The sequence below is a fragment of the Candidatus Latescibacterota bacterium genome, assembly GCA_020633725.1.
Taxonomy (GTDB): domain Bacteria; phylum Krumholzibacteriota; class Krumholzibacteriia; order JACNKJ01; family JACNKJ01; genus VGXI01.
The window spans coordinates 40509-62931 of record JACKDC010000004.1; the positions used below are offsets into that span (position 1 = coordinate 40509).

21 protein-coding genes are annotated in these 22423 nt (G+C 70.0%); 7 read left to right on the forward strand and 14 right to left on the reverse strand.

Annotated elements, in window-relative coordinates; translation table 11 throughout:
• Positions 1 to 7: 7 nt before the first annotated feature.
• From pstB to H6693_09970, 9 genes are all read right to left on the reverse strand, one after another.
• Positions 8 to 874: a phosphate ABC transporter ATP-binding protein gene (gene pstB / locus H6693_09930; GenBank protein ID MCB9516500.1), complete on the reverse strand. Its 867-nt coding sequence runs from the start codon at positions 872 to 874 to the stop codon at positions 8 to 10.
• Entirely contained in the window at positions 874 to 1755 is an 882-nt protein-coding gene (gene pstA / locus H6693_09935) for a phosphate ABC transporter permease PstA (protein MCB9516501.1), read from the reverse strand. Before pstA ends, pstB begins: the two co-directional genes overlap by 1 nt.
• On the reverse strand, positions 1752 to 2687 hold the full coding sequence (gene pstC / locus H6693_09940) for a phosphate ABC transporter permease subunit PstC (protein MCB9516502.1): 936 nt from the start codon (positions 2685 to 2687) through the stop codon (positions 1752 to 1754). The genes pstA and pstC overlap by 4 nt, the downstream gene beginning before the upstream one ends.
• A gap of 3 nt (positions 2688 to 2690) precedes the next feature.
• Positions 2691 to 3692 (reverse strand): PstS family phosphate ABC transporter substrate-binding protein, encoded by a 1002-nt coding sequence (locus tag H6693_09945; protein MCB9516503.1) that lies wholly within the window; start codon positions 3690 to 3692, stop codon positions 2691 to 2693.
• Positions 3693 to 3851: 159 nt separating this feature from the next.
• A complete protein-coding gene (locus H6693_09950; protein MCB9516504.1) occupies positions 3852 to 5630 on the reverse strand; it encodes a PAS domain-containing protein in 1779 nt (592 codons plus the stop codon).
• Between the two features lie 3 nt (positions 5631 to 5633).
• The gene (locus tag H6693_09955; GenBank protein ID MCB9516505.1) at positions 5634 to 6329 is read right to left on the reverse strand and encodes a response regulator; all 696 of its coding nucleotides are present in this window, start codon (positions 6327 to 6329) and stop codon (positions 5634 to 5636) included.
• Between the two features lie 412 nt (positions 6330 to 6741).
• Positions 6742 to 8355, reverse strand: a complete 1614-nt coding sequence (locus H6693_09960) for a matrixin family metalloprotease (protein ID MCB9516506.1) — start codon at positions 8353 to 8355, stop codon at positions 6742 to 6744.
• A 173-nt stretch (positions 8356 to 8528) separates the two neighbouring features.
• Complete coding sequence (locus tag H6693_09965; protein ID MCB9516507.1) at positions 8529 to 10145, reverse strand: T9SS type A sorting domain-containing protein; 1617 nt, start codon at positions 10143 to 10145, stop codon at positions 8529 to 8531.
• 170 nt (positions 10146 to 10315) lie between these two features.
• Entirely contained in the window at positions 10316 to 10759 is a 444-nt protein-coding gene (locus tag H6693_09970; protein MCB9516508.1) for a hypothetical protein, read from the reverse strand.
• 153 nt (positions 10760 to 10912) lie between these two features.
• On the opposite strand from H6693_09970, the gene H6693_09975 reads away from it, so the two are divergent.
• The 5 genes from H6693_09975 to H6693_09995 all read left to right on the forward strand — a co-directional run bounded on the left by H6693_09975 (position 10913) and on the right by H6693_09995 (position 15322).
• The gene (locus H6693_09975; GenBank protein ID MCB9516509.1) at positions 10913 to 12004 is read left to right on the forward strand and encodes a histidinol-phosphate transaminase; all 1092 of its coding nucleotides are present in this window, start codon (positions 10913 to 10915) and stop codon (positions 12002 to 12004) included.
• A gap of 119 nt (positions 12005 to 12123) precedes the next feature.
• A complete protein-coding gene (locus H6693_09980) occupies positions 12124 to 13005 on the forward strand; it encodes a hypothetical protein (GenBank protein ID MCB9516510.1) in 882 nt (293 codons plus the stop codon).
• 9 nt (positions 13006 to 13014) lie between these two features.
• Complete coding sequence (locus H6693_09985) at positions 13015 to 13701, forward strand: hypothetical protein (protein ID MCB9516511.1); 687 nt, start codon at positions 13015 to 13017, stop codon at positions 13699 to 13701.
• Between the two features lies 1 nt (position 13702).
• The gene (locus H6693_09990; protein MCB9516512.1) at positions 13703 to 14608 is read left to right on the forward strand and encodes a hypothetical protein; all 906 of its coding nucleotides are present in this window, start codon (positions 13703 to 13705) and stop codon (positions 14606 to 14608) included.
• A gap of 6 nt (positions 14609 to 14614) precedes the next feature.
• A complete protein-coding gene (locus tag H6693_09995) occupies positions 14615 to 15322 on the forward strand; it encodes a hypothetical protein (GenBank protein MCB9516513.1) in 708 nt (235 codons plus the stop codon).
• Here the strand turns inward: H6693_09995 and H6693_10000 are convergent.
• A complete protein-coding gene (locus H6693_10000; protein MCB9516514.1) occupies positions 15285 to 15761 on the reverse strand; it encodes a hypothetical protein in 477 nt (158 codons plus the stop codon). The genes H6693_09995 and H6693_10000 overlap by 38 nt on opposite strands.
• A 94-nt stretch (positions 15762 to 15855) precedes the next feature.
• Here H6693_10000 and H6693_10005 point away from each other — a divergent pair, with 94 nt between their 5' ends.
• Complete coding sequence (locus tag H6693_10005; protein ID MCB9516515.1) at positions 15856 to 17106, forward strand: glycosyltransferase family 4 protein; 1251 nt, start codon at positions 15856 to 15858, stop codon at positions 17104 to 17106.
• On the opposite strand, the gene H6693_10010 is transcribed toward H6693_10005, so the two are convergent.
• The 4 genes from H6693_10010 to H6693_10025 all read right to left on the reverse strand — a co-directional run bounded on the left by H6693_10010 (position 17103) and on the right by H6693_10025 (position 21014).
• Positions 17103 to 18500 carry an amidohydrolase family protein gene (locus H6693_10010; protein MCB9516516.1) on the reverse strand — a complete coding sequence of 466 codons (1398 nt, stop codon included), beginning with the start codon at positions 18498 to 18500 and terminating at the stop codon, positions 17103 to 17105. The two genes, H6693_10005 and H6693_10010, sit on opposite strands and share 4 nt — an antisense overlap.
• A gap of 3 nt (positions 18501 to 18503) precedes the next feature.
• Entirely contained in the window at positions 18504 to 19370 is an 867-nt protein-coding gene (locus tag H6693_10015) for a menaquinone biosynthesis protein (protein MCB9516517.1), read from the reverse strand.
• A gap of 94 nt (positions 19371 to 19464) precedes the next feature.
• Positions 19465 to 20304 (reverse strand): UbiA family prenyltransferase, encoded by an 840-nt coding sequence (locus tag H6693_10020; protein ID MCB9516518.1) that lies wholly within the window; start codon positions 20302 to 20304, stop codon positions 19465 to 19467.
• A gap of 65 nt (positions 20305 to 20369) precedes the next feature.
• Positions 20370 to 21014 carry a UbiX family flavin prenyltransferase gene (locus tag H6693_10025; protein ID MCB9516519.1) on the reverse strand — a complete coding sequence of 215 codons (645 nt, stop codon included), beginning with the start codon at positions 21012 to 21014 and terminating at the stop codon, positions 20370 to 20372.
• A 110-nt stretch (positions 21015 to 21124) separates the two neighbouring features.
• On the opposite strand from H6693_10025, the gene pepT reads away from it, so the two are divergent.
• Positions 21125 to 22411 (forward strand): peptidase T, encoded by a 1287-nt coding sequence (pepT, locus tag H6693_10030; GenBank protein ID MCB9516520.1) that lies wholly within the window; start codon positions 21125 to 21127, stop codon positions 22409 to 22411.
• The last annotated feature ends 12 nt before the right edge of the window (positions 22412 to 22423 follow it).

A 22423-nucleotide genomic window follows, 5' to 3' on the forward strand; every position in this document is an offset into this window, starting at 1 on the left:
GGGGCTCCTAGCCGAATCGTCCGGAGACGTAGTCCTCGGTCCGCGACTCCCGCGGCCGGGTGAAGACCTGGTCCGTCTCGCCGAACTCCACCATCACGCCCAGGTCCATGAACGCCGTGTAGTCCGACACGCGCGCGGCCTGCTGCATGTTGTGCGTCACGATAACGATCGAGTAGCTCTCCTTCAACTCGAAGAGCAGGTCCTCGATGCGCGCGGTGGAGATGGGATCCAGGGCCGAGGCGGGCTCGTCCATCAGGATGATCTCCGGCTTCATGGCCAGCGCCCGCGCGATGCAGAGGCGCTGCTGCTGGCCGCCGGAGAGGGAGAGGCCGGAGGCGTCGAGGCGGTCCTTGACCTCGTCCCAGAGGTTCGCCTGGCGTAGGCTGGTCTCCACCAGCGCCGGCAGCTCGCGCTTGGGCACGAGGCCGTTCAGCGCCGGTCCCCAGGCCACGTTCTGGAAGATCGACTTCGGAAACGGGTTCGGCTTCTGGAAGACCATGCCGATGCGCGCGCGAACTTCCACGGGGTCCACGTCGGGCGCGTAGAGGTTGCGCTCCCGGTAGAGCACCTCGCCTTCCATGCGCACCTCGGCGAGGAACTCGTTCATGCGGTTGAGCGAGCGCAGCAGCGTGCTCTTGCCGCAGCCCGAGGGCCCGATGATGGCCGTGATCTGCCGCTCGGCGATGGGCAGGCTGACGCGCTTCACCGCCTCGTTATGCCCATAGAATATGCTCAGGTTTCGCGTCTCGAGGATGACGGGCTCGGGCTTCGCCGCCGGTGCGCGCTCGTCCTTGCGGGCGGCGGGCGCCCGCGTGGGCTCCGCCTTGCTGTTCTTGGTGTCCACGGTCAACCTCGGCGTGGCGGCGGAAGCCATCAGCGTTTCCTCTGGGTGCGATAGCGCAGGGCGATGGCCGCGCCGTTCATCAGCAGCAGCACCGCCAGCAGCACGATGATCCCCGCCGCCGCGAGGCCGTGGAACTCGGCCTGCGGACGCGCGGTCCAGTTGAAGATCTGGATCGGGAGGGCGGTGAAGTCGTCCATGGGGCCGTCGGGCGTGAAGGCGATGTAGGTGAGCGCGCCGATCATGATCAGCGGGGCCGTCTCGCCGATGGCGCGCGAGAGCGCCAGGATCACCCCCGTGAGCACACCCGGCAACGCCGAGGGCAGCACATGGTGCCGCACCGCCTGCCAGCGCGTGGCGCCCAGCGCCATGGCGCCCTGGCGCAGGGACTGGGGCACGGCGCGCAGCGCCTCGCGCGAGGCGATGATGATGACCGGCAGGATCAGCAGGCTCATGGTCAGCGCGCCGGCCAGCACGCTGCGGCCCAGGCCGAGGCCGCGCACGAAGAGGGTGAGGCCGAGCAGTCCGTAGACGATCGAGGGCACGCCGGCAAGGTTCGAGATGTTCACCTCGATCACGCTGCGCAGGCGTCCCGGACGGCTGAACTCCTCCAGGTAGACGGCCGCGGCCACGCCCACGGGGATCGAGAAGAGCGCCGTGAAGCCGATGAGCCAGAGCGTCCCCGCCAGGGCGGACAGGATGCCCGCGCGCTCGGGGAAGCGCGAGGGGAAGTTGCGCAGGAAGTCCAGGTCCAGCCACTGGAAGCCCTGGCGGCTGACCTGGAAGAGCAGAACCGCCAGCAGCACGACGCCCAGCCAGGTCAGCGCCGCGAAGCCGTAGCGCGCGGCGTGGGCGCGCCGGTGGCGGCGTCCGAGGTTGGCGACGCCCTGCCAGTTCCCGCCGCCCGGGCTCACTCGTAGACCTCGCGGTAGCGGCGCATGATCTTGTGGGCCATCACGTTCATGCCCAGGGTGATCACGAAGAGCAGCGCGCCCACGGCGAAGATCGTCTTGTACTCGATCCCCCCGGCCGGCGTGTCGCCCAGGCTGACCTGGACGATGTAGGCCGTCATGGTCTGGATGCTCTCCAGGGGATTGAGCGTGAGGTTCGGCGTGGCGCCGGCGGCCAGCGTGACCGCCATCGTCTCGCCGAAGGCGCGCGACGCGGCCAGCACGAAGGCGGCCAGCACCCCCGACAGCGCGCCGGGCAGCACCACCTGCGTGGACACCTCCAGGCGCGTGGCGCCCAGCGCGTGGCCCGCCTCGCGCAGGGAGCGCGGCACGGCGGAGAGGGCGTCGTCGCAGAGGGAGGCCACCATGGGCAGGATCATGATGCCCACCACGACGGAGGCGCTCGCGGCGTTGAAGATGTTGGTGCTCGGCAGGATCGCGCGCAGCAACGGGGTCACCGAGGTCAGCGCGAAGTAGCCATAGACCACCGTCGGCACGCCGGCCAGGATCTCGAGGACCGGCTTGATGCGCTTGCGCGTGTTCTCCGAGGCGTACTCGCTCAGGTAGATGGCGCTGCCCAGGCCCACGGGGATGGCGATGAGCGCCGATCCCACCACGATCATCAGCGTGCCGCCCAGCAGCGGCAGCACGCCGTAGCTGCGGGGGACGAGCAGCGGCGCCCAGCGGGTCCCGAAGAGGAACTCGAAGGGCGAGATCTCGCGGAAGAATTCAAAGGTCTCGAAGCTGAGCGTCAGGATGATGCCCAGCGTGGTGAAAATGGAGAGGAGGGCACACAGGAGCAGTAGCGTCCTGATGCCCCCCTCCCCCCAGCGGCGCGGATGCCGGAAGTCGGTGTCCCGGGTGCTGGCAGCAGTGGCGGCGCCGCTCGAAGCCATGGTCTACATGCCCAGCAGCTGGGCGATGCTGTACTTGCCGCTCTTGGCCGCATCGCTGTTGAAGACGCTGCCCGCCTGGCGCGCCGCGAAGCGCTTGATGCCCAGCGCGTAAGCCTCGTGCGGCAGCGCGACGTAGCCCACCTCGGCGGAGAGCTGCGCGGCGTTGTCCATGTAGAACTGGACGAAGGCCTGCACCTCGGGGCGCTGCACGGCCTTGGTGCTCACGTAGATGAACAGCGGACGGCTCAGCGGCGCATAGGTGCCGTTGTTGATGGTCTCGCGGCTCGGCGCCACGGGGCCGGCGCCACCGTCGATGGGGACCAGCTTCAGCTTGTCCTGGTTCTCCTCGTAGTAGGCGAAGCCGAAGTAGCCGAGCGCGTTGGCGTCGCCGGCGATGCCGGTGACGAGGACGTTGTCGTCCGCGCTGGCGGTGTAGTCCGAACGGCTCACCTGGGACGCGCCGTTCACCACCTCGGTGAAGTAGTCGAAGGTGCCGGAGTCGACGTCCGGGCCGTAGAGGACCAGCGGACGGTCGGGCCACTCGGGGCGCACGTCCTTCCAGGTCTTCACGGTGCTGCCGGGCTGCCAGATCTTGTGCAGCTCCTCGATGCTCAGGTGGTCGACCCAGGTGTTGGCGGGGTTGACCATGACGGACAGGCCGTCGAAGGCCACCGGCAGCTCGATGTAGTCGATGCTGTTGGAGGCGGCCAGCGTGGCCTCCTTCTCCTTGATGGGACGCGACGCGTCGTTGATGTCCGTCTCGCCGACGGTGAACTTCTTGAAGCCGCCGCCGGTGCCGGAGATGCCCACGGTGACGCGCACGTCACGGTGCTTCATCTGGAACTCCTCGCCCACGGCCTCGGTGATCGGAAAGACCGTGCTCGATCCGTCGACGCGGACGACGCCGGAGAGGCCGCTCGCCTCGCTGGCGTCCTGCTGCTTGGAGGCGCCGCTGAGCAGCAGCCCAAGGGCGAGCACGGGCACGATCAGCGCGGCGATCATCATCTTGCGCATGTTCTTGCTCCTGGCATGAAGGTGAACGCCCGACGCACGGGCGTGCCTGGAATCGGGACCAGTTTCCGGCCCAATGTGCATCTGGCCCATAAAGAGAAGATGAAGACGGAGTGAAGTTCTGGGCCGAGGCCCGTCCGCAGGGCGTTTTGCTCAGTCCGCCAGCGGTAAGGACAGTGTAAAGGTGCTGCCGCGACCGGGCTGGCTGCGCAGGCTGATGGCGCCGTCGTGGGCCAGGGCCACGTGCTTCACGATGGCCAGGCCCAGACCCGTGCCGCCTTGCTCCCGTGAGCGCGCCTTGTCCACACGGTAGAAGCGCTCGAAGATGCGCTCCTGGTGCCGGGGCTCGATGCCGATCCCGGTGTCGGTCACGGCGCAGAGCGCCCGCCCGGCCTGGGACGCGACGCTGAGCCGCACGCTGCCGCCGGCCGGCGTGTACTGGATCGCGTTGTCCAGAAGGTTGCCCAGCGCCTGTTCCAGGGCGCGTCGGTCGCCGTCCACGTGGACAGGCGCGTCGCCCAGCTCCAGCTCGAGCTTGACCTCGCGGCTCTCGGCGGACGGCGTGCGCACCGCGGCGGTGGTCCGGGCCAGCTCGTTCATGTCCAGGCGCTCGTAGTCCAGGTGCGTGCGCTTGCTCTCGAGACGGGACAGGGCCAGCAGGTCGGACACCTGGGCGGCGAGGTAGTCGGCCTGGCTCTTCATCTTGGCCAGGAATCGGTCCCGCGTGTCGGTGGCCATGGCCGGGTCGTCCTGCATCGTCTCCACGATGCCGCGGATCACGGTGAGCGGCGTCTTGAGCTCGTGGGACACGTTGGCCACGAAGTCCCGGCGGATGTGCTCCAGCCGCCGCAGCTCGGTGACCTCGTGCAGCACGAGCACGGCGCCGCCGGGGCTGCCGTTGCCCGGCAGAGGCGAGGCGTAGAGCTCGATCACGCGCTCGGCGCCGTCGGCCGCCGCGCGGTTGATCTCCACCTCCACCTGCTGCTGCTCCTTGAGGCAGCGCGAGAGCGCCTCGCTGACCGCCGGGATGCGGGCCAGCTCCCAGACCGGCCGGCCGATGCTGCCGGCGCGCTCCATGTCCAGCAGGCGCGCGGCCACCCGGTTGATGTGCAGGATCCGCTCCTGGCGATCCACCGCGATCACGCCCTCCACCATGCCCGCCAGGATGGCCTCGAGACGATTGCGCTCCTCGCTGATGCGCGCGATGCGCTCCTCGAGCTCCTGGGCCATGGCGTTCATCACCGCGGCCAGCTCGCCGAACTCGTCGGTCCGGGCCAGATGCGTGCGGCTGGAGAAGTCGCCCGCGCTGAAGGCCTGCAGGGAGCTGCCGATCTCGTCCAGCGGGCGGGTGAGGCGCCGCACGATCAGCCAGCCGATGAGCAGCGCCGCCAGCAGGCCGATCAGCGCGCCCAGCAGGACGCCGTTGCGGAGCTGGTCGAGCTGCCGGTCGACCTCCACGAGGGGCAGGGCCGCGCGCACGTAGCCCACCAGCTCCCCGGCCGGCCCGCGCAGGGCCAGCGCGTGGTACATCATGTGCTGGTTCAGCGTCTTGCTGAAGCGCACGGACTGGCCCGTGCGGCGGCTGCGGGCGTCGAGGACCTCCGGCCGCGTGTCGTGGGGCTCCATCAAGGCCGGATCCTCGTGGCTGTCCGCGAGGACGCGTCCGTCCGCGGCGATCACCGTGAAGCGCGTGCCGGTGGCCTGGCCCAGGTCGCGGACGCGGGCCTCCAGGCTGTCGGCGTTGCCGCCGGCCAGGCCGGCGCGGGCCACGTCCTCCATGAGCAGCGCGCGCGTGCGCAGGGACGCCTCGATGGCCTGACGGCCGTTGCGCTCGATGCGCTGGGCCGTGAAGAGGAGGATGCTGGCCGTGGCCAGGAAGATCACCACGCTGAAGGCGAGGTAGAGCTTCCAGAGAAAGGAGCGGCGGCGCATGGGCTACTCGACGTCCTTGAAGCGATAGCCCACGCCGCGCTGCGTCTCGATGAGGTCGCGGTAGGGGCCGAGCTTCTTGCGCAGGGAGCGCACGTGGACGTCGATGTTGCGATCGATGACCACGGCGTCGTCGCCGATCACGCGGGCCAGGAGCTGGTTGCGGCTGAAGACGCGCCCCGGATGCCGCGCCAAATAGTGGAGCAGGCGGAACTCGGTGGCGGTGAAGGGCACGCTGTCGCCATCCACCTTGACCATGAACTTCTGCGCGTCGATGACCACGCCGTCCCGCTCCACGCGCTCGCCGCTCTCCGGCTTGACCCGCAGCGGACCGCGCCGCAGCACGGCCTTGACCCGGGCCACCAGCTCGCGCGGGCTGAACGGCTTGACGACGTAGTCGTCCGCGCCCATGCCCAGGCCCAGGACCACGTCGCTCTCCTCGCCCTTCGCGGTGACCATGATGATGGGGGTGTCCGCCCCCCGCGGGCCGTCCTTGATGATGCGGCAGATCTCGAGGCCGTCGGTGCCGGGCAGCATGAGGTCCAGCAGGATCAGATCCGGCTCCTCGCGCTGGGCGATCTCGAGCCCCTCTTCCCCGTCCCGGCTGCTGAGCACCTGGTAGCCTTCGCGGCCCAGGTTGTAGGCGATGATCTCGAGGATGTCCCCTTCGTCCTCGATCACGAGGACCTTCTGGCCAGCCATCGCGCCCTCCCCTCGTGGCGGTTTGGCATCTTAATGTATGCCAGGCGAATCAAGGAGGGGTAAAGATCCCGTGAAGAGAACCTTGTGCCGCCGAAAATGTAGCTCCGCGCATATGGGGGCAGCCAGGGGCGCACAGCCACAGGATCGAGGGTGACAACCGCGTTCACAGCCCAAGATCTGGGTGCTCGAGGGCCAGATACAATCTCGACGGCACAAGGCAAGGGCAAGGGAGCCCCCGTGGGAGCTCCCTTTTCGCATTCGCGTCACTCGGCCACACGAGCGATCGGTTTGGCCGAGCGTCACTCTGCCCGCGAGCAGGCGCGTGTCCGGGTCGCGTCACTCTGCCCGCGAGCGAGCCTTGTGTCCGGGTCGCGCGCCTTCGAAGCGGCGCGCGAGAGGACACGCGTCTGCGTCACTTCAGGAGCACCCCCCGCGCGTACTGGCTCAGGCCGCCGGCGCTGGCCCGCAGGAAGTAGACCCCGCTGGGCATGGCGCGGCCGTCGGCGTTCCGGCCGTCCCAGCTGAGGGTCACGGGTCCCGCCGCGTCCACGCTACGCAAGAAGCTCCGCACGAGCCGGCCCTGCAGATCCAGGACCTCGAGGCTCACGGGTCCCGCCGAGGGGGCCAGGAAGCGGATCGAGGTCTTGGGGTTGAACGGGTTCGGGTAGACGGACAGCCCCAGGTTGCCGGCGGGGGTGGGGCCCTCGACGGCGGTCAGGTCGTCGTAGTCCAGGGTCACGGAGATGCGGTAGCGCTGGACGTCCGTGCCGCTGATCCGCTTCACCCGCAGGTAGAAGGTGCCGGCCGGGAGCAGGTAGTCGGTGATGACCTCCAGGCCGCCGAGGCCGGTGTCGTTCACGTCCAGCAGGATGTTCTCGCCGGTGGCGCCGTCGCGCAGCTCGAGCCCCAGGTCCATGATCTGGTTCGTCCAGATGGGGGTGGTGCCCAGGTAGTAGTAGGAGCCGACCGGCTGCAGAATCGCGTCGAGGCGGATGGGCGCCGGGGCGGTGATGGAGAGCCAGTCCTCGTCGTTGGTGTCGGGCAGGCAGAAATCGTTGAAGATCTGCGTGCCGGTGAAGAAGCCCAGGTCGGTGGCGAGATCGTAGCTGTCGTTGGGCTCGTAGGGGTCGCCGTAGAGGCGGCTGGCGCCGCGGATGTCGTCGTCCTGCGGGCCGAGGAAGTTGGTGCAGAGATTGGCCTCCATCAGCTTCTGGCAGCTCAGCGGCGTCACGTGCTGCAGGCCCAGGCAGTGGCCGTGCTCGTGCATCACCACGTTGCGGAAGAAGCGGTAGTCGGCGTTGCTGTTGCCCCAGTTCTCGTCGGTGTCCAGCACCATGTCGCCGCCGGAGTTGGGAAAGTAGTTGTAGGCGAGGACGTTGTTGACGCCGTCGATGTGGTGGCCGCCGATGCGCACGTCGCCGCGCACGCCGAGGATGCCGGGGCTCGAGAGCCAGTTGGCGCCGTCGTCGCCCTCGGGGACGTAGGTCACGCCCACGTGGCCGCCCCAGTCGGCGAAGCAGTCGGCGAAGATCTGCTTCCACTCGGCCTCGGTGGCGAAGAGCGCGTTCATGCGCGCGTGCAGGATCGACGCCGACGTCGGCTCGCCCGCGCCGCCGGTGATGATGAGCCCGTCGGGCACGAAGCTGTAGGTCAGGATGATGGGCTCGCCGTTCAGCGGGAAGTAGCCGCTCGCCGTGTTGGTCCAGCGGCCGCCGAGGAGATAGCGGTCGCCGTCCTCGCCGGTCCACGTGGGCAGGCGGCGAAGGATCGCGTCGACCTGCTCCTTCGGCGTGTCGGGCGCCAGGCAGAGCGCGATCGTGTCGTCGCCGACGCAGGTCGCCACCGCGGTTTCGCCGTAGAGCTCGGCGAGGGTCATGAACATGATCTGGTCGACGTAGTTCTCGATCAGCGCGCGGCCGAGGGGGCTGCTGCAGTCCTCGGGCGCCGTGGCGGCCGCGGCGGGCAACGCGATGCTGAGCAGCAGCGCGCCGGTAGCCAGGAGTCGCAGGGTTCGCAACGTTGGCATGAGTACCGTCCTGTCTCGGGTGCAAGGACGTGCGCCGGCCCGGCCGGCGCGGAGCGTCTCAATTATAGCGGGGCCGGTCGGAGGCGGCCACCGCGAACCCCGGCCTGCGGTCGCAATAAAAACGGGGGTTTCCGCCGGAAACCCCCGCTGTTCACTGTCCGAGTGTCGCGACGCTACTTCAGCAGCAGCGCCCTCACCGTCTCGCTCGCGCCGCCGCTGGTGGCGCGAATGAAGTACAGGCCGCTGGGCGCCGGGCTGCCCGCGTCGTCGCGGCCGTTCCACGACACCTGCATCCACTCGCCGCCGGGGGCTTCCTGCGCGAAGCTCTTCACGCGACGGCCCTGCACGTTGAACACGTCCAGGCTCACCGGGCCGGCCTCGTGCACGTAGAAGCGCGCGGTGGTCTTGGGGTTGAACGGCGTCGGGTAGACGCTGAGCCCCAGCCCGCGCACGGGCACGCTGCCGTCGGCGACGCCGGTGGCGTCGTTCAGCGTCAGATCCATGTTGATCGTGTACCGCTGCACGTCGTTGCCGGCGAAGCGGCGCACGCGGATCCAGTACTCACCCGCGGGAAGCGAGTAGGCCGTCAGGGTCTCGAGCCCGCCGGCCGGCGCGTCGTTCAGCGTCTCCACCACGGTGATGCCGTCGGTGCCGGTGCGGATCTCGATGCCCAGGTCCATGATCTCGTTGGTGTAGATGGGCACGCCGTCCACGGTGTAGAAGCTGCCGATCGGCTGCAGGATGAAGTCCAGCAGCATGTCGTTGGCCAGCGTGAAGTGGTAGTAGTCCGAGTCGGCGGAGGCGGTCAACGAGACGTTGGCCTGGGTCACGTGCTCCGCGCCCAGCGCGCCCCAGTCGGTGGCGTCGACCGCGGTGTTGTTGATCTCCAGATAGTCGCCGTAGTTGCGCATGCCGCCGCGGATGTCGTCGTCCTGCGGACCGTAGATGCTGCCATCATAGAACGGCTCCATCAGCTGGCGATTGCTGGCGTCGATGTGGCCGAGGCCGTGGCCATGGCCGTGCTCGTGCATGGTCACGTTGCGCAGGAAGCGGTAGTCGTTGTTGGGATTGGCCCAGTTCTCGGTGGTGTCGAAGACCATGTCGCCGCCGCTGGCCGGGTAGTAGGTGTAGGCCAGGGTGTTGCTGGCGCCGTCGATGAAGTGTCCGCCGATGCGCACGTCGCCGCGCGTGCCCAGGATGCCGAGGCTGCCGGGGAAGCTGGCGCCGTCGTCGTTGGGCTCGTAGATGTAGGTGATCCCGATGAACTCGGCCCAGCGCGCGAAGCAGTCGGCGAAGATCTGCTTCCACTCGGCCTCGGTGGCGAACTGCGAATTCAGGGTCGCGAAGAGGATCGAGGGGGACGGGGACTCGCCCGTTCCGCCCGGGATGACCACGCCGTCGGGGATGAAGCTGTAGGTCAGCGTGATCGGCTCGCCCAGGATGCCCGAGAAGCCGCTCGCGAAGACGGTCCAGCGGCCGACGCGGTTGTAGCGGTCGCCGTCATCGCCGGTCCAGGTGGGCAGCTTGCGGAGCAGTTCCTCGACCACCTCGGGCGGCGTGTCGGCCGCAAGGCAGAGGGCCATGTCGTCGGTCATGATGCAGGCCTCGGCCTGGTTCAGGCCGTAGAAGCGCTGGAGGTCGTTGGCCACCTGCTGGGCCACGATGTTGTCGATCATCTGGACCGCGTTCTGGTCCAGGAAGGGCGTGTCGGAGACGGCAAAGGCCGGCACGGCCGCCACGAGCATGGCGAGCGCGAGCCCCGTCTTCGCGAGGCGGGAGAGACTGGACATTGAAACCATCCTTGAGCGTGGCCGGTGAACGGAATCTGGGCGATCGCGGTTCTGCGAGTATAGCACGAGTCGCGCCCAGGGTCCACGGCTCTGTTCGGCAAGTGACGTAACTGCAAGGAAGTACAGGCATTGCTGGGCATGAACTCGGGATCGCGGGGAAGGCTCGTCGCTCAGGCCAGATGTCCCTGGGCCGGCGGCGCGAACTCCAGCTCCAGGATCTCGCCCGGCCGGGCGCGCAGCAGCTCCTCGCAGGGCTCCAGCAGGGTGACCACCACCGGGAAGCCGAGGTCGATCACGAAGCAGCGGGCGGTCGCGTCCACGCTGAGCAGCCGCCCCCGGGCGCCTTCGAGCTCGTCCTTGTGGAACTCCAGCCAGGGCACCCGGACCGAGGCGCCATGCCGCGGGATGATCCGCTTGCAGTCGAAAACCGCAGGATTCACAACGAGTTGGACGTCGCCCACCGCCGGCGGCGCCTGCCCGCCGAGGAATAGCCAGAGCGGATGCGTGCCGCTGCGGGGCTTGAACAGGATGCTCTCGCCCCGGATCTGGATGACGCTCCCGGGCACCAGGGCGCTCGCCCACACCTCGGCGAATCGGCGCTGCTCCGCTTGCATGACGCTCCTCGGGGCCTCGTGGGAGTGGGGGCAAGTCCACTTCGAGTTTAGACTCGATTTGCCGGACCGGCCAGCGCTTGCCCGGCGTGAGGGCAGCCGCTAAGCTCGCGCGGGCGCCCTGCGGCGCCCGTCACCCCAGCCCCGGAGCCGTCCATGCCGCTCGTCCCCAAGGCCATCAGGGATCTCAAGCCCTACACTCCCGGCAAGCCCATCGCCGAGGTCAAGCGCGAGCTGGGACTCACCCGCGTGGTCAAGCTGGCCAGCAACGAGAACCCCTGGGGGCCCAGCCCGAAGGCGCTGGCGGCCATCGCCGCGGCCACGGGCGAACTGCACCGCTACCCCGACATGGCCGCGCGCGAGCTGCGCGAAGCCCTGGCGCGCCGCTTCGACGTGCGCCTGGAGAACGTGGCCGTGGGCAGCGGCAGCGAGGGCATCATGGGCACGGTGATGCGCACCTTCCTCTGCGACGAGGACGAGATCCTCACCGCCGAGAACACCTTCGTGGGCTTCATGGTGCTGGCGCGCGGCAGCGGCAACAAGCTCACCCTGGTGCCGCGCCGGCCCGACTACCGCTACGACCTGGCGGCCATGGGCGAGGCGGTGAACGAGTACACGAAGATCATCTACCTCGCGAATCCGGACAATCCCACCGGCACCATCTTCACGCGCGACGAGTTCGACGCCTTCATGAGCAAGGTCCCGGCGCGCTGCCTGGTGATCTACGACGAGGCCTACTTCGAGTTCACCGCCGCCGAGCCGTCCTTTCCCGATTCCATGACCTACCGCTACGACAACGTCATCACCCTGCGCACCTTCTCCAAGGCCTACGGCCTGGCCGGCGTGCGCATCGGCTACGGCTTCGCGCACGACGAGCTGGTGGGCAACCTGATGAAGGTCAAGCTGCCCTTCGAGCCCAGCCTCCTGGCGCAGGTCGCCGGCCTGGCGGCGCTGGAGGACGAGGACTTCCTCCGCCGCACCGTCACGGGCACGGCGGCCGGCCTCGCGACGCTGCGCGACGGGCTCGAAGACGCGGGCTTCACCGTGCTGCCCAGCCATACCAACTTCCTCGCGGTGGACGGCGGCGACGCCGCACGCGTGGACGCCCTCTGCCGGCGCCTGCTGGAGCAGGGCGTGGTGGTCCGGCCGCTCACGGCCTTCGGCTTCCCGTCGCTGTTCAGGGTCAGCGTGGGGACCGCCGACGAGAACGCCGCCTTCCTGGAGGCGCTCGAGCACTGCCAGGTCTGAGGCATCGCGCTAATTCGGCCACTGACAGCCGGTTTCCCTTGCCCGGGGCCCCGCGGCCCCGCTAGGATGGCCCCAGCCGGCCCGGCGCCCGCGCCACGGCCCAGCCCAAGCGAGGAAGCATGCGAAGTAGCAGTGGCAGCCCGGCGCGAATGGCCGCGCCCCTCCTGGCCTTCCTGACCTGCGCGGCGAGCGCGGTCCCGGCCCACGCCCAGGAGCCGGGGGGCTGGGGGCTCCGCAACGAGAACCTCTCGGCGCTGGTGCTCTTCGTCGTCTTCTCGGTGGTGATCCTGATCAGCATCCGCATGGCGCGCATGGGCCGCTCGCTCTACGTGCGCCGCATCGCGGGACTGAACGCCGTGGAGGAGGCCATCGGCCGTTCCACCGAGCTCGGCCGCAAGGTGCTCTACGTGCCGGGGATCATGTCCATCGACGAGGTCCAGACCCTGGCCTCCCTGGCCGTGCTCAAGCACGTGGCCAAGCACACCGCCGAGTACGGCACGCCGCTGGACGTCCCCAACAAGGACCCGCTCACCTTCGCGGCCGCCCGCGAGACGGTCAAGGAGGCCTACCTCGAGGCGGGCCGTCCGGACCTCTTCAGCGACGAGATGGTCCACTACGTCACCTACGACCAGTTCGCCTACACCGCGTCGGTGTCGGGCGTGATGGTGCGCGAGAAGCCGGCCGCGAACTTCCTCGTGGGCTCGTTCTACGCGGAGAGCCTGCTGCTGGCCGAGGCGGGGCAGTCCACCGGCGCCATCCAGATCGCGGGGACGGCCGAGGTGGCGCAGATTCCCTTCTTCGTCGTGACCTGCGACTACACGCTCATCGGCGAGGAGCTCTACGCGGCCAGCGCCTACCTGTCCCGCGAGCCCGTGATGCTGGGCAGCGTGAAGGGCCAGGACTTCGTCAAGCTGCTGATCCTGCTCTGGATCGTGATCGGCCTGCTCGTCGCCACCTTCTCGGGCAACCTCGCCATGCAGGACTGGCTGCTGCCCCACTAGGAGACCGCCGTGTTCAAGAAGCGCATCCCGCTGCTGCTCACCTTCATCGCCGGCATGTTGCCGATCCTGTCGTTCTTCTTCCGCTCACCGGCGGTGATGAACCCGGACGAGGGCGGCAACGGCATCCTGCAGGTCAGCGACACCTTCGAGCAGTGGATGGTCATCCTCGCCGCGGGCGCGCTGCTGCTGGGCGTGGTGAACGTCTTCCAGGTGAATCTCAAGAAGATCTCCAACCGCGCGCAGGGCTGGCCCTATGCCGGCGTCTTCCTGGTGGCGCTCATCGTGACGGCCATCTTCGGCCTCTGGGACGCCTTCGCCCGCGCCGACAACGGCGCCTGGTACGCGCATGCGGCCTACAACTGGATCGTCGAGGCGGGCTTCAAGCCGCTGCAGGCCACCATGTTCAGCCTGCTGGCCTTCTACGTGGCCTCGGCCGCCTTCCGCGCCTTCCGCGTCCGCAACGTGGAGGCGGCCATCCTGCTGGCCGCGGCGCTCGTGATCATGCTCGGGGTGAATCCCTACGTCGTGCGCGTCCTGCCCTTCCTGCCGGACGTGACGCAGTGGATCCTGAACATCCCCAATGCCGCCGCGCAGCGCGGGATCATCATCGGCGCCGCGCTGGGCGCCGCCTCCATGGCGCTGCGCATCCTGATCGGCATCGAGCGCTCCTATCTCGGCCTCCAGAAGGGGGAGTAGCGTGAACATCTTCCAGCGGCTGATGAACCTGGACCGGCGCTGGCTCTACCTGCTGGTGGGCCTGGCGGCGGTGATTCCGATCCTCGCGCCGCTCAACCTGCCGGTGAACGTGGCCGAGTCGGTGCAGGATCTCTACGATCGCGTGGAGAGCCTGCCGGCGGGGTCCACCGTGCTGGCGTCCTTCGACTACGGTCCGTCCACCGGGCCCGAGAACGACCCCATGGCGGACACCTTCATCCGCCACTGCATGGCGCGCGACCTCAAGGTCGTCTGCATCGCGCTCTACCCGCTGGGGGGCGTGACGGAGGGGCTCGAGGAGCTGCAGCGCGCGGTGGGCCCGCTCAATCCTCCCGCCGGCGAGCTGGAGAGCACGGCCTTCCCGGGCAAGTTCTACGGCAAGGACTTCGTCTACCTGGGCTACAAGGACGGCGGCCAGGCCACGATGCGGCAGATGGGCGAGAACGTCCACGCGGTGTTCCCCCAGGAGTACTTCCAGTCGCCGGTGACGCACTACGAGCTGTCCGACGCGGTGAAGGGCTACGCGGACGTCACCTTCGTGATGAGCTTCGCGACGGGCATCATCGGCGAGTGGTGGGCCAACCTGGTGAACGCCCAGTACGGGACGCCGGTGGCCGTGGGCTGCACCGCGGTGAGCGCGCCGAAGTACTTCGCCTACTACAAGGCGGGTCAGATGTTCGCGCTGTTGCCCGGCCTCAAGGGCGCCGCCGAGTACGAGTATCTGGTGGAGAAGAAGTATCCCCAGGTGGCGGCAGCCACCGCGGCGGACATCTACAACGCCGGCAAGGGCTGGGACGTGCAGTCCATCGTCTACTCCATCATCACGCTGTTCATCATCATCGGCAACGTCGGCTTCCTCGTGGAGCGGCGCCAGCGCGGGAGAGGGTAGGAACCTATGTCGACTGAAGTCTGGGTCTGGGTCGCCTCGCTCTTCACGCTGGCCATCCTGAGCTTCCTCTACAAGGACAACCCGTTCTTCCGCTTCGCGGAGAGCGCGTTCGCCGGCATCAGCATGGGCTACTACATCAACCTGACCTTCAAGAACACCTTCGTGCCCAACCTGTTCGCGCCGCTCTTCCACATCGGCCCGGCCTACGATCCGGTCACCTACCCCGGGCGCAGCGCGGAGCACTGGCTGCTGATCGTGCCCTTCGTGCTGGCCATCGTGCTCTACACACGCTACGTGCAGAAGATCGCCTGGGTGAGCCGCTTCGCGCTGGCCGTCTACGTGGGTTACTACACGGGCCTGAACATGATGCAGAAGCTCCAGGGCGAGGTGCTGCCGCAGTCGGCGGACACGATCCGCAGCTTCTGGCGCTTCCTTCCGGAGCGCCTGCCCATCTGGGCCGCCGAGCAGACGCACACGGTGAACTGGGGCGAGTGGGTCTCCAGCGTGGTCTTCGTGATCGGCGTGCTGGCCGTGCTCGTCTACTTCTTCTTCTCGGCCGAGCACAAGGGCGCGGTGGGCGCCGTGAGCCGCCTGGGCATCTGGTTCCTGATGGTGTCCTTCGGCGCGGCCTTCGGCTACACGATCATGGGCCGCGTGTCGATCCTCATCGGCCGCGTCATCTTCCTGGTGGGCGACTGGCTGGGCTTCGGCTGATCCCCCGCAGTCTCACCCAGCCGGCGAAGCCCGTCAGCGTGAGCGCGCTGGCGGGCAGCATCGCGAGCCACACCGCCCAGATCTCCTCCCGCCAGTACTGACTGATCGAGAGATTCGGATTGCGCTTGATCAGGAGCAGCTGCACGCCCGTGAGCAGCGCGGTGAGCAGGATCGCGCCGAGTCCCACGGTGGGCCAGGCGCGACGCCGCAGCAGGAAGCGGCTGAGGCGGCCGACGGTGGCGTCCTCGCCCTGGCGCTGCCGGCCGTAGGTGAGCGGGATGAGGGCGAGGACGAAGCCCGCCGCCGCGGTCCGTCGCAGGGTCCAGGCGAAAGGGCTGAGCCAGACGGGCATCCACAGCAGCGTGAAGAGCAGCGTCGTGCCGGCGAAGATCGCCAGCAAGGCGAGCCCCCAAAGCACCATCGACGTGTTGCGGCCCACGGCGTCTCCTCCCGGCTGCCGCGACACTAGCGCAGCGCCCCGGCGACAACAAGTCCCGCTTCCCGCCCTTCGCGGGCGGTGCTAGGGTGCGGACATGCACGTCACGCCCCGCCAGCCGCGACGCATCCTGGTGGTCACGCCCTGGGCGGACTTCTGGTCCATGCCCGGCAAGGCGGGCGTCAGCGACGACGCCGAGTTCGTCCGCCGCGCGCTGGCGGCGGGGCACACGCTGCACTTCGTGCTGCCCGATGGCGGCCGCTTCGACCCCGCCGAGCTGCATCCGAACCTGCGCCTGCACCCCTTCCCCGACGTCTTCGCCCGCTGGCGCTGGTTGCCCACGCCGCTCAGGCGGCTCGTCTACATGGGCTGGTTCCTGGGGCCGGTCGTGCGCCGCGCCCGTCGCGTGGCGGCCGAGGTCGCGCCCGAGCTGGTGCTGGGCTTCAGCTACCACGGCGCGCGCGCGGCCGAGGTCGTGGGGCGCGAGCGCGGGATCCCCAGCGCCGTGAAGCACTTCGGCGTCTACACCGCCGCCTTCTTCGACCGCTGGCCGCGCTGGAAGTACCGCTACAAGAACCTGGAGACGCTCTACGGCCTCACGCGCCAGGTCGATCGCCTCGTCATCCTCAACGACGGCACCCGCGGCCGCGAGGCCGCGCTCCACGCGGGCGTGCCGGCCGGGCGCGTCGTCCAGCTGCTGAACGGCATCCACACCGAGTGGGCGGACCTCTCCCTCGACCGCGCGGCCGAGCGCGCGCGGCTGGGCGCGGCGCCGGACGACGCCGTGCTGCTCTTCCTCGCGCGCCTCGCGCCCTTCAAGGGCACGCGGCAGTTCATGCGCGTGCTGCCGCGGCTGCTGGCCGACACGCCGCGTCCGGTGAGCGTGCTCGTCGCCGGCAGCGGCGAGGACGAGGCCTGGATGCGCGAGGCCGCCGCCCGCCTGCCCGACGCCGACCGCGTGCGCTTCCTCGGCGCCGTGCCCCACGACGACGTCCCCGCCCTCTTCGCCGCGGCCGACGTCTTCGTCACCCTCAACACCTACTCCAACGGCTCCATCCCGACCTGCGAGGCCATGGTGATGGGCTGCCCCGTGCTGGCGACGGACGTGGCCGGCACGGCCGAGATGGTGCGCGACGGCGTGAACGGACGCCTCGTCCCGCCGGACGACGACGCCGCGCTGCTCGCCGCCCTGCGCGAGCTTCTCGCCGACGACGCGGCGCGCGCGCGTCTCGCCGCGGGGGCGAAGCGCTGGGCCGCCGAGCACTTCGACTCCTGGGATCAGCGCGTGGCGCGGGAGCTGGACCTCATCGACGCGCTCTGCGCCGAGGGCCGCACGGTCGGCCGCTAGCGCGGGAAGGGCGCGAGCACGGCCATGGCGTGCGCGATGCCGCCGATGACGTGCAGGCCGGGCACGCGGTAGCCGGAGAGCAGCGCGCCCTCCACCGCCTCGGCGGCGCCGAGGCGCGACGCGTCGCGCACCCCCGCCAGCGAGAAGGCCACGAAGTCCGCCGGCCCGCCCGCGCGCAGCTCGCCGGCCTCCGCCCAGTCGAGGCTCACTGCGCCGCCGCGCGTGAGCATCCACAGCAGCTCCAGCGGCTCGAGATCGGGATGCGCCCGCCGCGCCAGCGTGGCCGTCAGCGGGAGGTTCAGCGTAGGACTGCTGGCCAGCGAGTCGGTGCCGAGGCCCACGGTCACCCCCGCGTCGAGCAGTGCGCGCACGGGATGCGGGTCGCGTCCCCCGTGGAACCAGGCCACCGATCCCGGGCAGTAGGCCACGCTCACGCGCTCCATCGCCGCCACGCGGGCGACGGCCTCGGCGTCCAGCCAGGTGCCGTGCACGAGCTGCAACGGCGCGCCCGGGGGGTGTTCGGCGAGCCAGGCGTCCACCGTGCGTCCGCCGCACCAGGGCGACGGCCCCTCGGCGTCCCAGCCCACGCGGGCGCGCAGGGCGCTGAGCGCGCCGCGGTCTTCGCGCTGGTAGTCCAGTTCGTCGGCGGTCTCCGAAAGATGGGTGGACAGCGGCCAGCCGCGCGCCGCCGCGTCGTCGAAGAGCGCGGCGTAGAGCTCGGGGTGCGTGCTGTAGGGCGCGTGGGGGCTGAGGCCGTGCCGCAGCTCGCCGGGCGCGAAGTCCAGCGGCGCGGGGTCGAGGGCGCGCACCCGCTGCAGCGCGGCCTCGCGGTCGCTCGCGAGCCAGCCCAGCGCCTCGTGGAAGGCGCGAATGCGCAGCGGCGGGGCGAACTCGGCGAGCAGCGCGCCGGCGTCGGACTCGGTCTCGGTGAGGATCTCGCCCACCAGCGTGCAGCCGCCGCGAAGCGTCTCGCGCAGACCGGCGAGGAGGGAGAGGCGGAGTTCGTCCTCGGTCCAGGAGCGGCGCAGGGGCAGGAGGCGGCGGATCCAGGCCGCGAAGTCCTCGGTGGGCGGCAGCACGCCCTGCGCGAAGGTCAGGCCCAGATGGCAGTGGGCGTTCACGAGGCCGGGCAGGAGCACGGCGCCGGGCAGTTCGGCCACGCGGCGGGCGTTCGGATGCGCGGCGAGGACCTCGCGCGCGGGACCCATCGCGACGACGCGCCCCGCCGCCACGGCCAGGGCGCCGTCGGCGATGGGCGGCGCGGTGACGGGCAGCAGCAGGCCGACGCGATAGAGGTCCACCGCCCGGTCGCGGGCGTCGGCGCTGCCTGCGGTCAGCTCGTCCGGCGCGAAGCCGGGTAGACGGCAGCGCTCCCAGTGCCCACCGCGGGGCACGGGCTAGCGGCCGGAGCCGCCGGTGGCGCGCTCCAGTTCGCCCTTGAGGCCGGCCAGGCCGTCGAGAACCTCGGGGCGGTCGGGACAGAGGTAGTTCTCCACGCAGAGGTCGCGGAAGAGCGACAGGCCGGCGAGCGTCTCGTTGTCCAGCGTGTAGTGGATGCGGCGCGTGAGGTACTCGTGCACGCGGGACTCGGGCCAGCGACGGGTCTCGGCGACCTCCTCGCAGATGCGCGGCAGCTCACGACGTCCCTGCTCGGCGCTGGCGCGCAGCAGCGTGCTGAGACGCTCGAACTCCGGCGCGTCGGGCGCGGCGCGCGTCACCCAGAGCGCGTAGACGAAGGGACGGTGGAAGGTGTTCTCCCACCACTCGCCGAGGTCCACGGTGAAGGGCGCGACGTCATCCGCCAGCTCCATCGCCGCGTCGCCGATGATGAGGGCGGCGGGGGCGTCGCGGCCGTCGGGGCCGAGGAAGGGCTGCGCGGGATCGGGACGAAAGCTGAAGAAGTCCGGGCTGCGGCGATGCACGCGATCCATGAGCAGGCGCAGCATGGCCACGCTGCTGCGGCTGGCCTGATCCACCAGCACGCTGCCGACTTCCTCGAGCATCCACTGGCTCACCAGGCGGATGCTCTCCACCGGGCCGCGGCTCGCGATGCACAGGCCCGGCACCACGCCGGCGCCCACGCCGCGCAGGTACTCCACGGCGGGGATCAGCGCCGCGTCCAGCTCGCCGTAGCGCAGGCGGTCCGCCAGCGAGCTGGGATTGGCGTAGACCAGCTCCACCTCGGGGCTGCGCTGCTTCTCCAGTCCGCGAATCAGCGGCAGGGAATTGACGAAGGAAATCACGCCGATGCGAAGCGGACTCATGGACCCTCCCCGGTGCCTGGCGACGTCTGGGCCGCCGCAGCCGGGCCAGAATAGGTTCGCCGGCAACATTCGGCAAGCGGTGATTCAGGATCGCTCAGACGAGTACGATGCCCAGGGCGCCGGCCACGAACACCAGCACGCCGACCCAGCTGTTCAGACGGAAGAAGGCCAGGTCGATGCGCCCCAGCTCGCCACCCCGGACCACCCGATGCTCCCAGATCAGCAAGAGCGAGGCCAGGGCGAGGCCGAGGCGGAAGGGAAGGCCCAGGTCGCGCAGCTCTCCGAAGACCGCCAGGCTGACAATCATCGCCACATGGCACGCCGCGGCGAGCCCGAGCGCGCCGCGGGGGCCCAGCCTCGCGGCGAGCGAGTGCAGGCCGCGGCGGCGGTCGTAGTCCAGGTCCTGCAGGGAGTAGATGATGTCGAAGCCCCCCACCCAGAACAGCACCGCCAGCGCCAGCAGCCAGGGCGCGGCGTCGAGGTGCCCCGTCACCGCCACCCAGGCGCCCACGGGCGCGATGGCCAGCGAGAGTCCCAGCCAGAAGTGGCTCGCCGCGGTGAAGCGCTTGGCGTGCGAATAGCCGAGGATCCAGGCCAGTGCCGCGGGACTGAGGCGTCCGGGCACCGGACCGAGCAGCACCGCGAAGAAGATGAAGAGGCAGGCATTCACGAAGACGAAACCGTAGACCCAGGCCCGGGTGAGCAGCCCCGCCGGCAGGTGGCGCGCCGCCGTGCGCGGGTTGGCGGCGTCGATGTCCTGGTCGGCGATGCGGTTGTAGGCCATGGCCGCGCTGCGCGCCGTGACCATGCAGCCGAGGACGAGCAGCAGGGTGCGCCAGCCGGGCCAGCCCGCCGGACTGTTGTCGCGCGCGGCGAGCATCATGCCCAGCAGCGCGAAGGGCAGCGCGAAGAGCGTGTGGTGGAAGGCGATCATGTCGAGGACGGCGCGGAGCCGTCCCCAGAAGCCCCGGGGCGTGTCCGGCTGGACAGGGGCCGTGTTCAAATCGGCTCGTCCTCGCCCCAGCCGGCGTAGCGGCCGAGGTGGCCCAGGCCGAGCTGCCGCAGGATGCGCTGCACGACGAAGTCCACCAGCTGCTCCACCCGCTCGCCACCCTGGTAGAAGCCGGGGCTGGCGGGCAGGATCGTCGCGCCGGCGTGGGAGAGCCGCAGCATGTTCTCCAGGTGGATGGCCGAGAGCGGCGTCTCCCGCGGCACCAGGATCAGGCGGCGGCGCTCCTTGAGGCAGACGTCCGCCGCGCGCGTGATCAGGTTGTCGCTCACACCGCCGGCGATGCGGCCCAGCGTGCCCGTCGAGCAGGGGACGACGACCATGGGCACGTCGCGCCCGCTGCCGCTGGCCGCCGCCGCGGCGAAGTCGCCGAGCCCGTGACGCCGCGCGAGCGGCCCGCCGTCTTCGGCCTCGCCCAGTCGCTCGCCCGCGGCGAGCGACTTGCGATAGATCTTCTTCAGCTCGGCCTCGAGGCTGCTGCCCAGCTCGACGCGGCAGAGGGCGTCGATGTTCTCGCTCACCATGAGCTCCACGCCGATGCGCGCGCCCGCCAGCCGCTCCAGGAGCCGCCAGGCGTAGGGGGTGGCGCTGGCGCCGGTCATGGCGACGATCACGCGGGTGGGGGAGTCGGACATGGCACCTCCGGCGTCTGAGGGCCGCAGGATAGCACAGGCGGCGGGGCGTCGCCCGCCGAATTGACCGCTTCCTCGCCGGGCGCTACCCTGGCGCCAGCGAAGGAGGACCCATGCCCAGCGAATCCAGCACCCGCCGTGCGCCCGAGACCGAGCGCCTGCTCGCGCGCTTCATCCGCTACTGCGAGATCTACACCACCTCGGACGAGCACTCGCCGAGCTGCCCGTCCACGGCGCGTCAGCTCGACCTGGCGCGGGTGCTGCGGGACGAGCTGGCGGCGATGGGCCTCGCGCCGCGTCTGGACGAGCACGGCTACGTCTACGCGCTGCTGTCGTCGAACCTGCCGGCCGGGCATCCGGCGCGGGGCAAGGTGCCGGGCGTCGGCTTCATCGCGCACATGGACACCAGCCCCGACGCGCCCGGCGAGAACGTGAAGCCGCAGGTGCATCGCGGCTACGACGGCGGCGAGATCGTGCTGCCGGGGGACCCGACGCAGGTGATCCGGCCCGCGGACACGCCCGAGCTGGCGGCCTGCGTGGGTGACGACATCGTGACCAGCGACGGGACCACCCTGCTCGGCGCCGACGACAAGGCCGGCGTGGCCGAGATCATGGAGGCGGTGGAGCGTCTGGTGGGCGATCCGTCGCTGCTGCACGGGGACATCGCCATCGGCTTCACGCCCGACGAGGAGATCGGCCGCGGCGCGAACCGCTTCGACGTGGCGGGCTTCGGCGCGCGGATCGCCTACACCCTCGACGGTCAGGACCTGGGCCGCATCGAGCGCGAGACCTTCAACGCGCACGCGGCGACCTTCCGGCTGAGCGGCTACAACGTGCATCCGGGCACGGCCAAGAACCGCATGGTGAACACGCTCTACGCGGCCGCGGCGATCCTGGCGCGCCTGCCCGAGGACATGCGTCCCGAGACCACCGAGAAACGCGAGGGCTACCTGCACCCGCGCGCGATCCAGGGCGGGGTGGACGCCTGCACGCTGCACCTGCTCATCCGCGACTTCGACCTGGCGGGCTCGAAGGCGAAGATCCGTCTGCTGGAGGATATCCGCGACGCGGTGCGCCGCGACTTCCCGAAGACGCGCATCGAGCTTGAGGTCACCGAGAGCTATCTCAACATGGGCCCCAAGCTCGACGAGAACCCGCGCATCGTGGAGATCGCCATGGAGGCCACGCGCGCGGCGGGCGTGGAGCCGCGGATCGACGTCATCCGCGGCGGGACGGACGGCGCGCGGCTCACCACCATGGGCATCCTCACGCCCAACGTCTTCACCGGGGGCGCGAACTACCACAGCGTGCGTGAGTGGGCCTCGCTGCAGACCATGGAGAAGGCCACGCAGGTGATCCTCAAGATCGCCGAGGGCTGGGTGGCCGAGGCCGCGCGCTAGCGCGCGGCCATC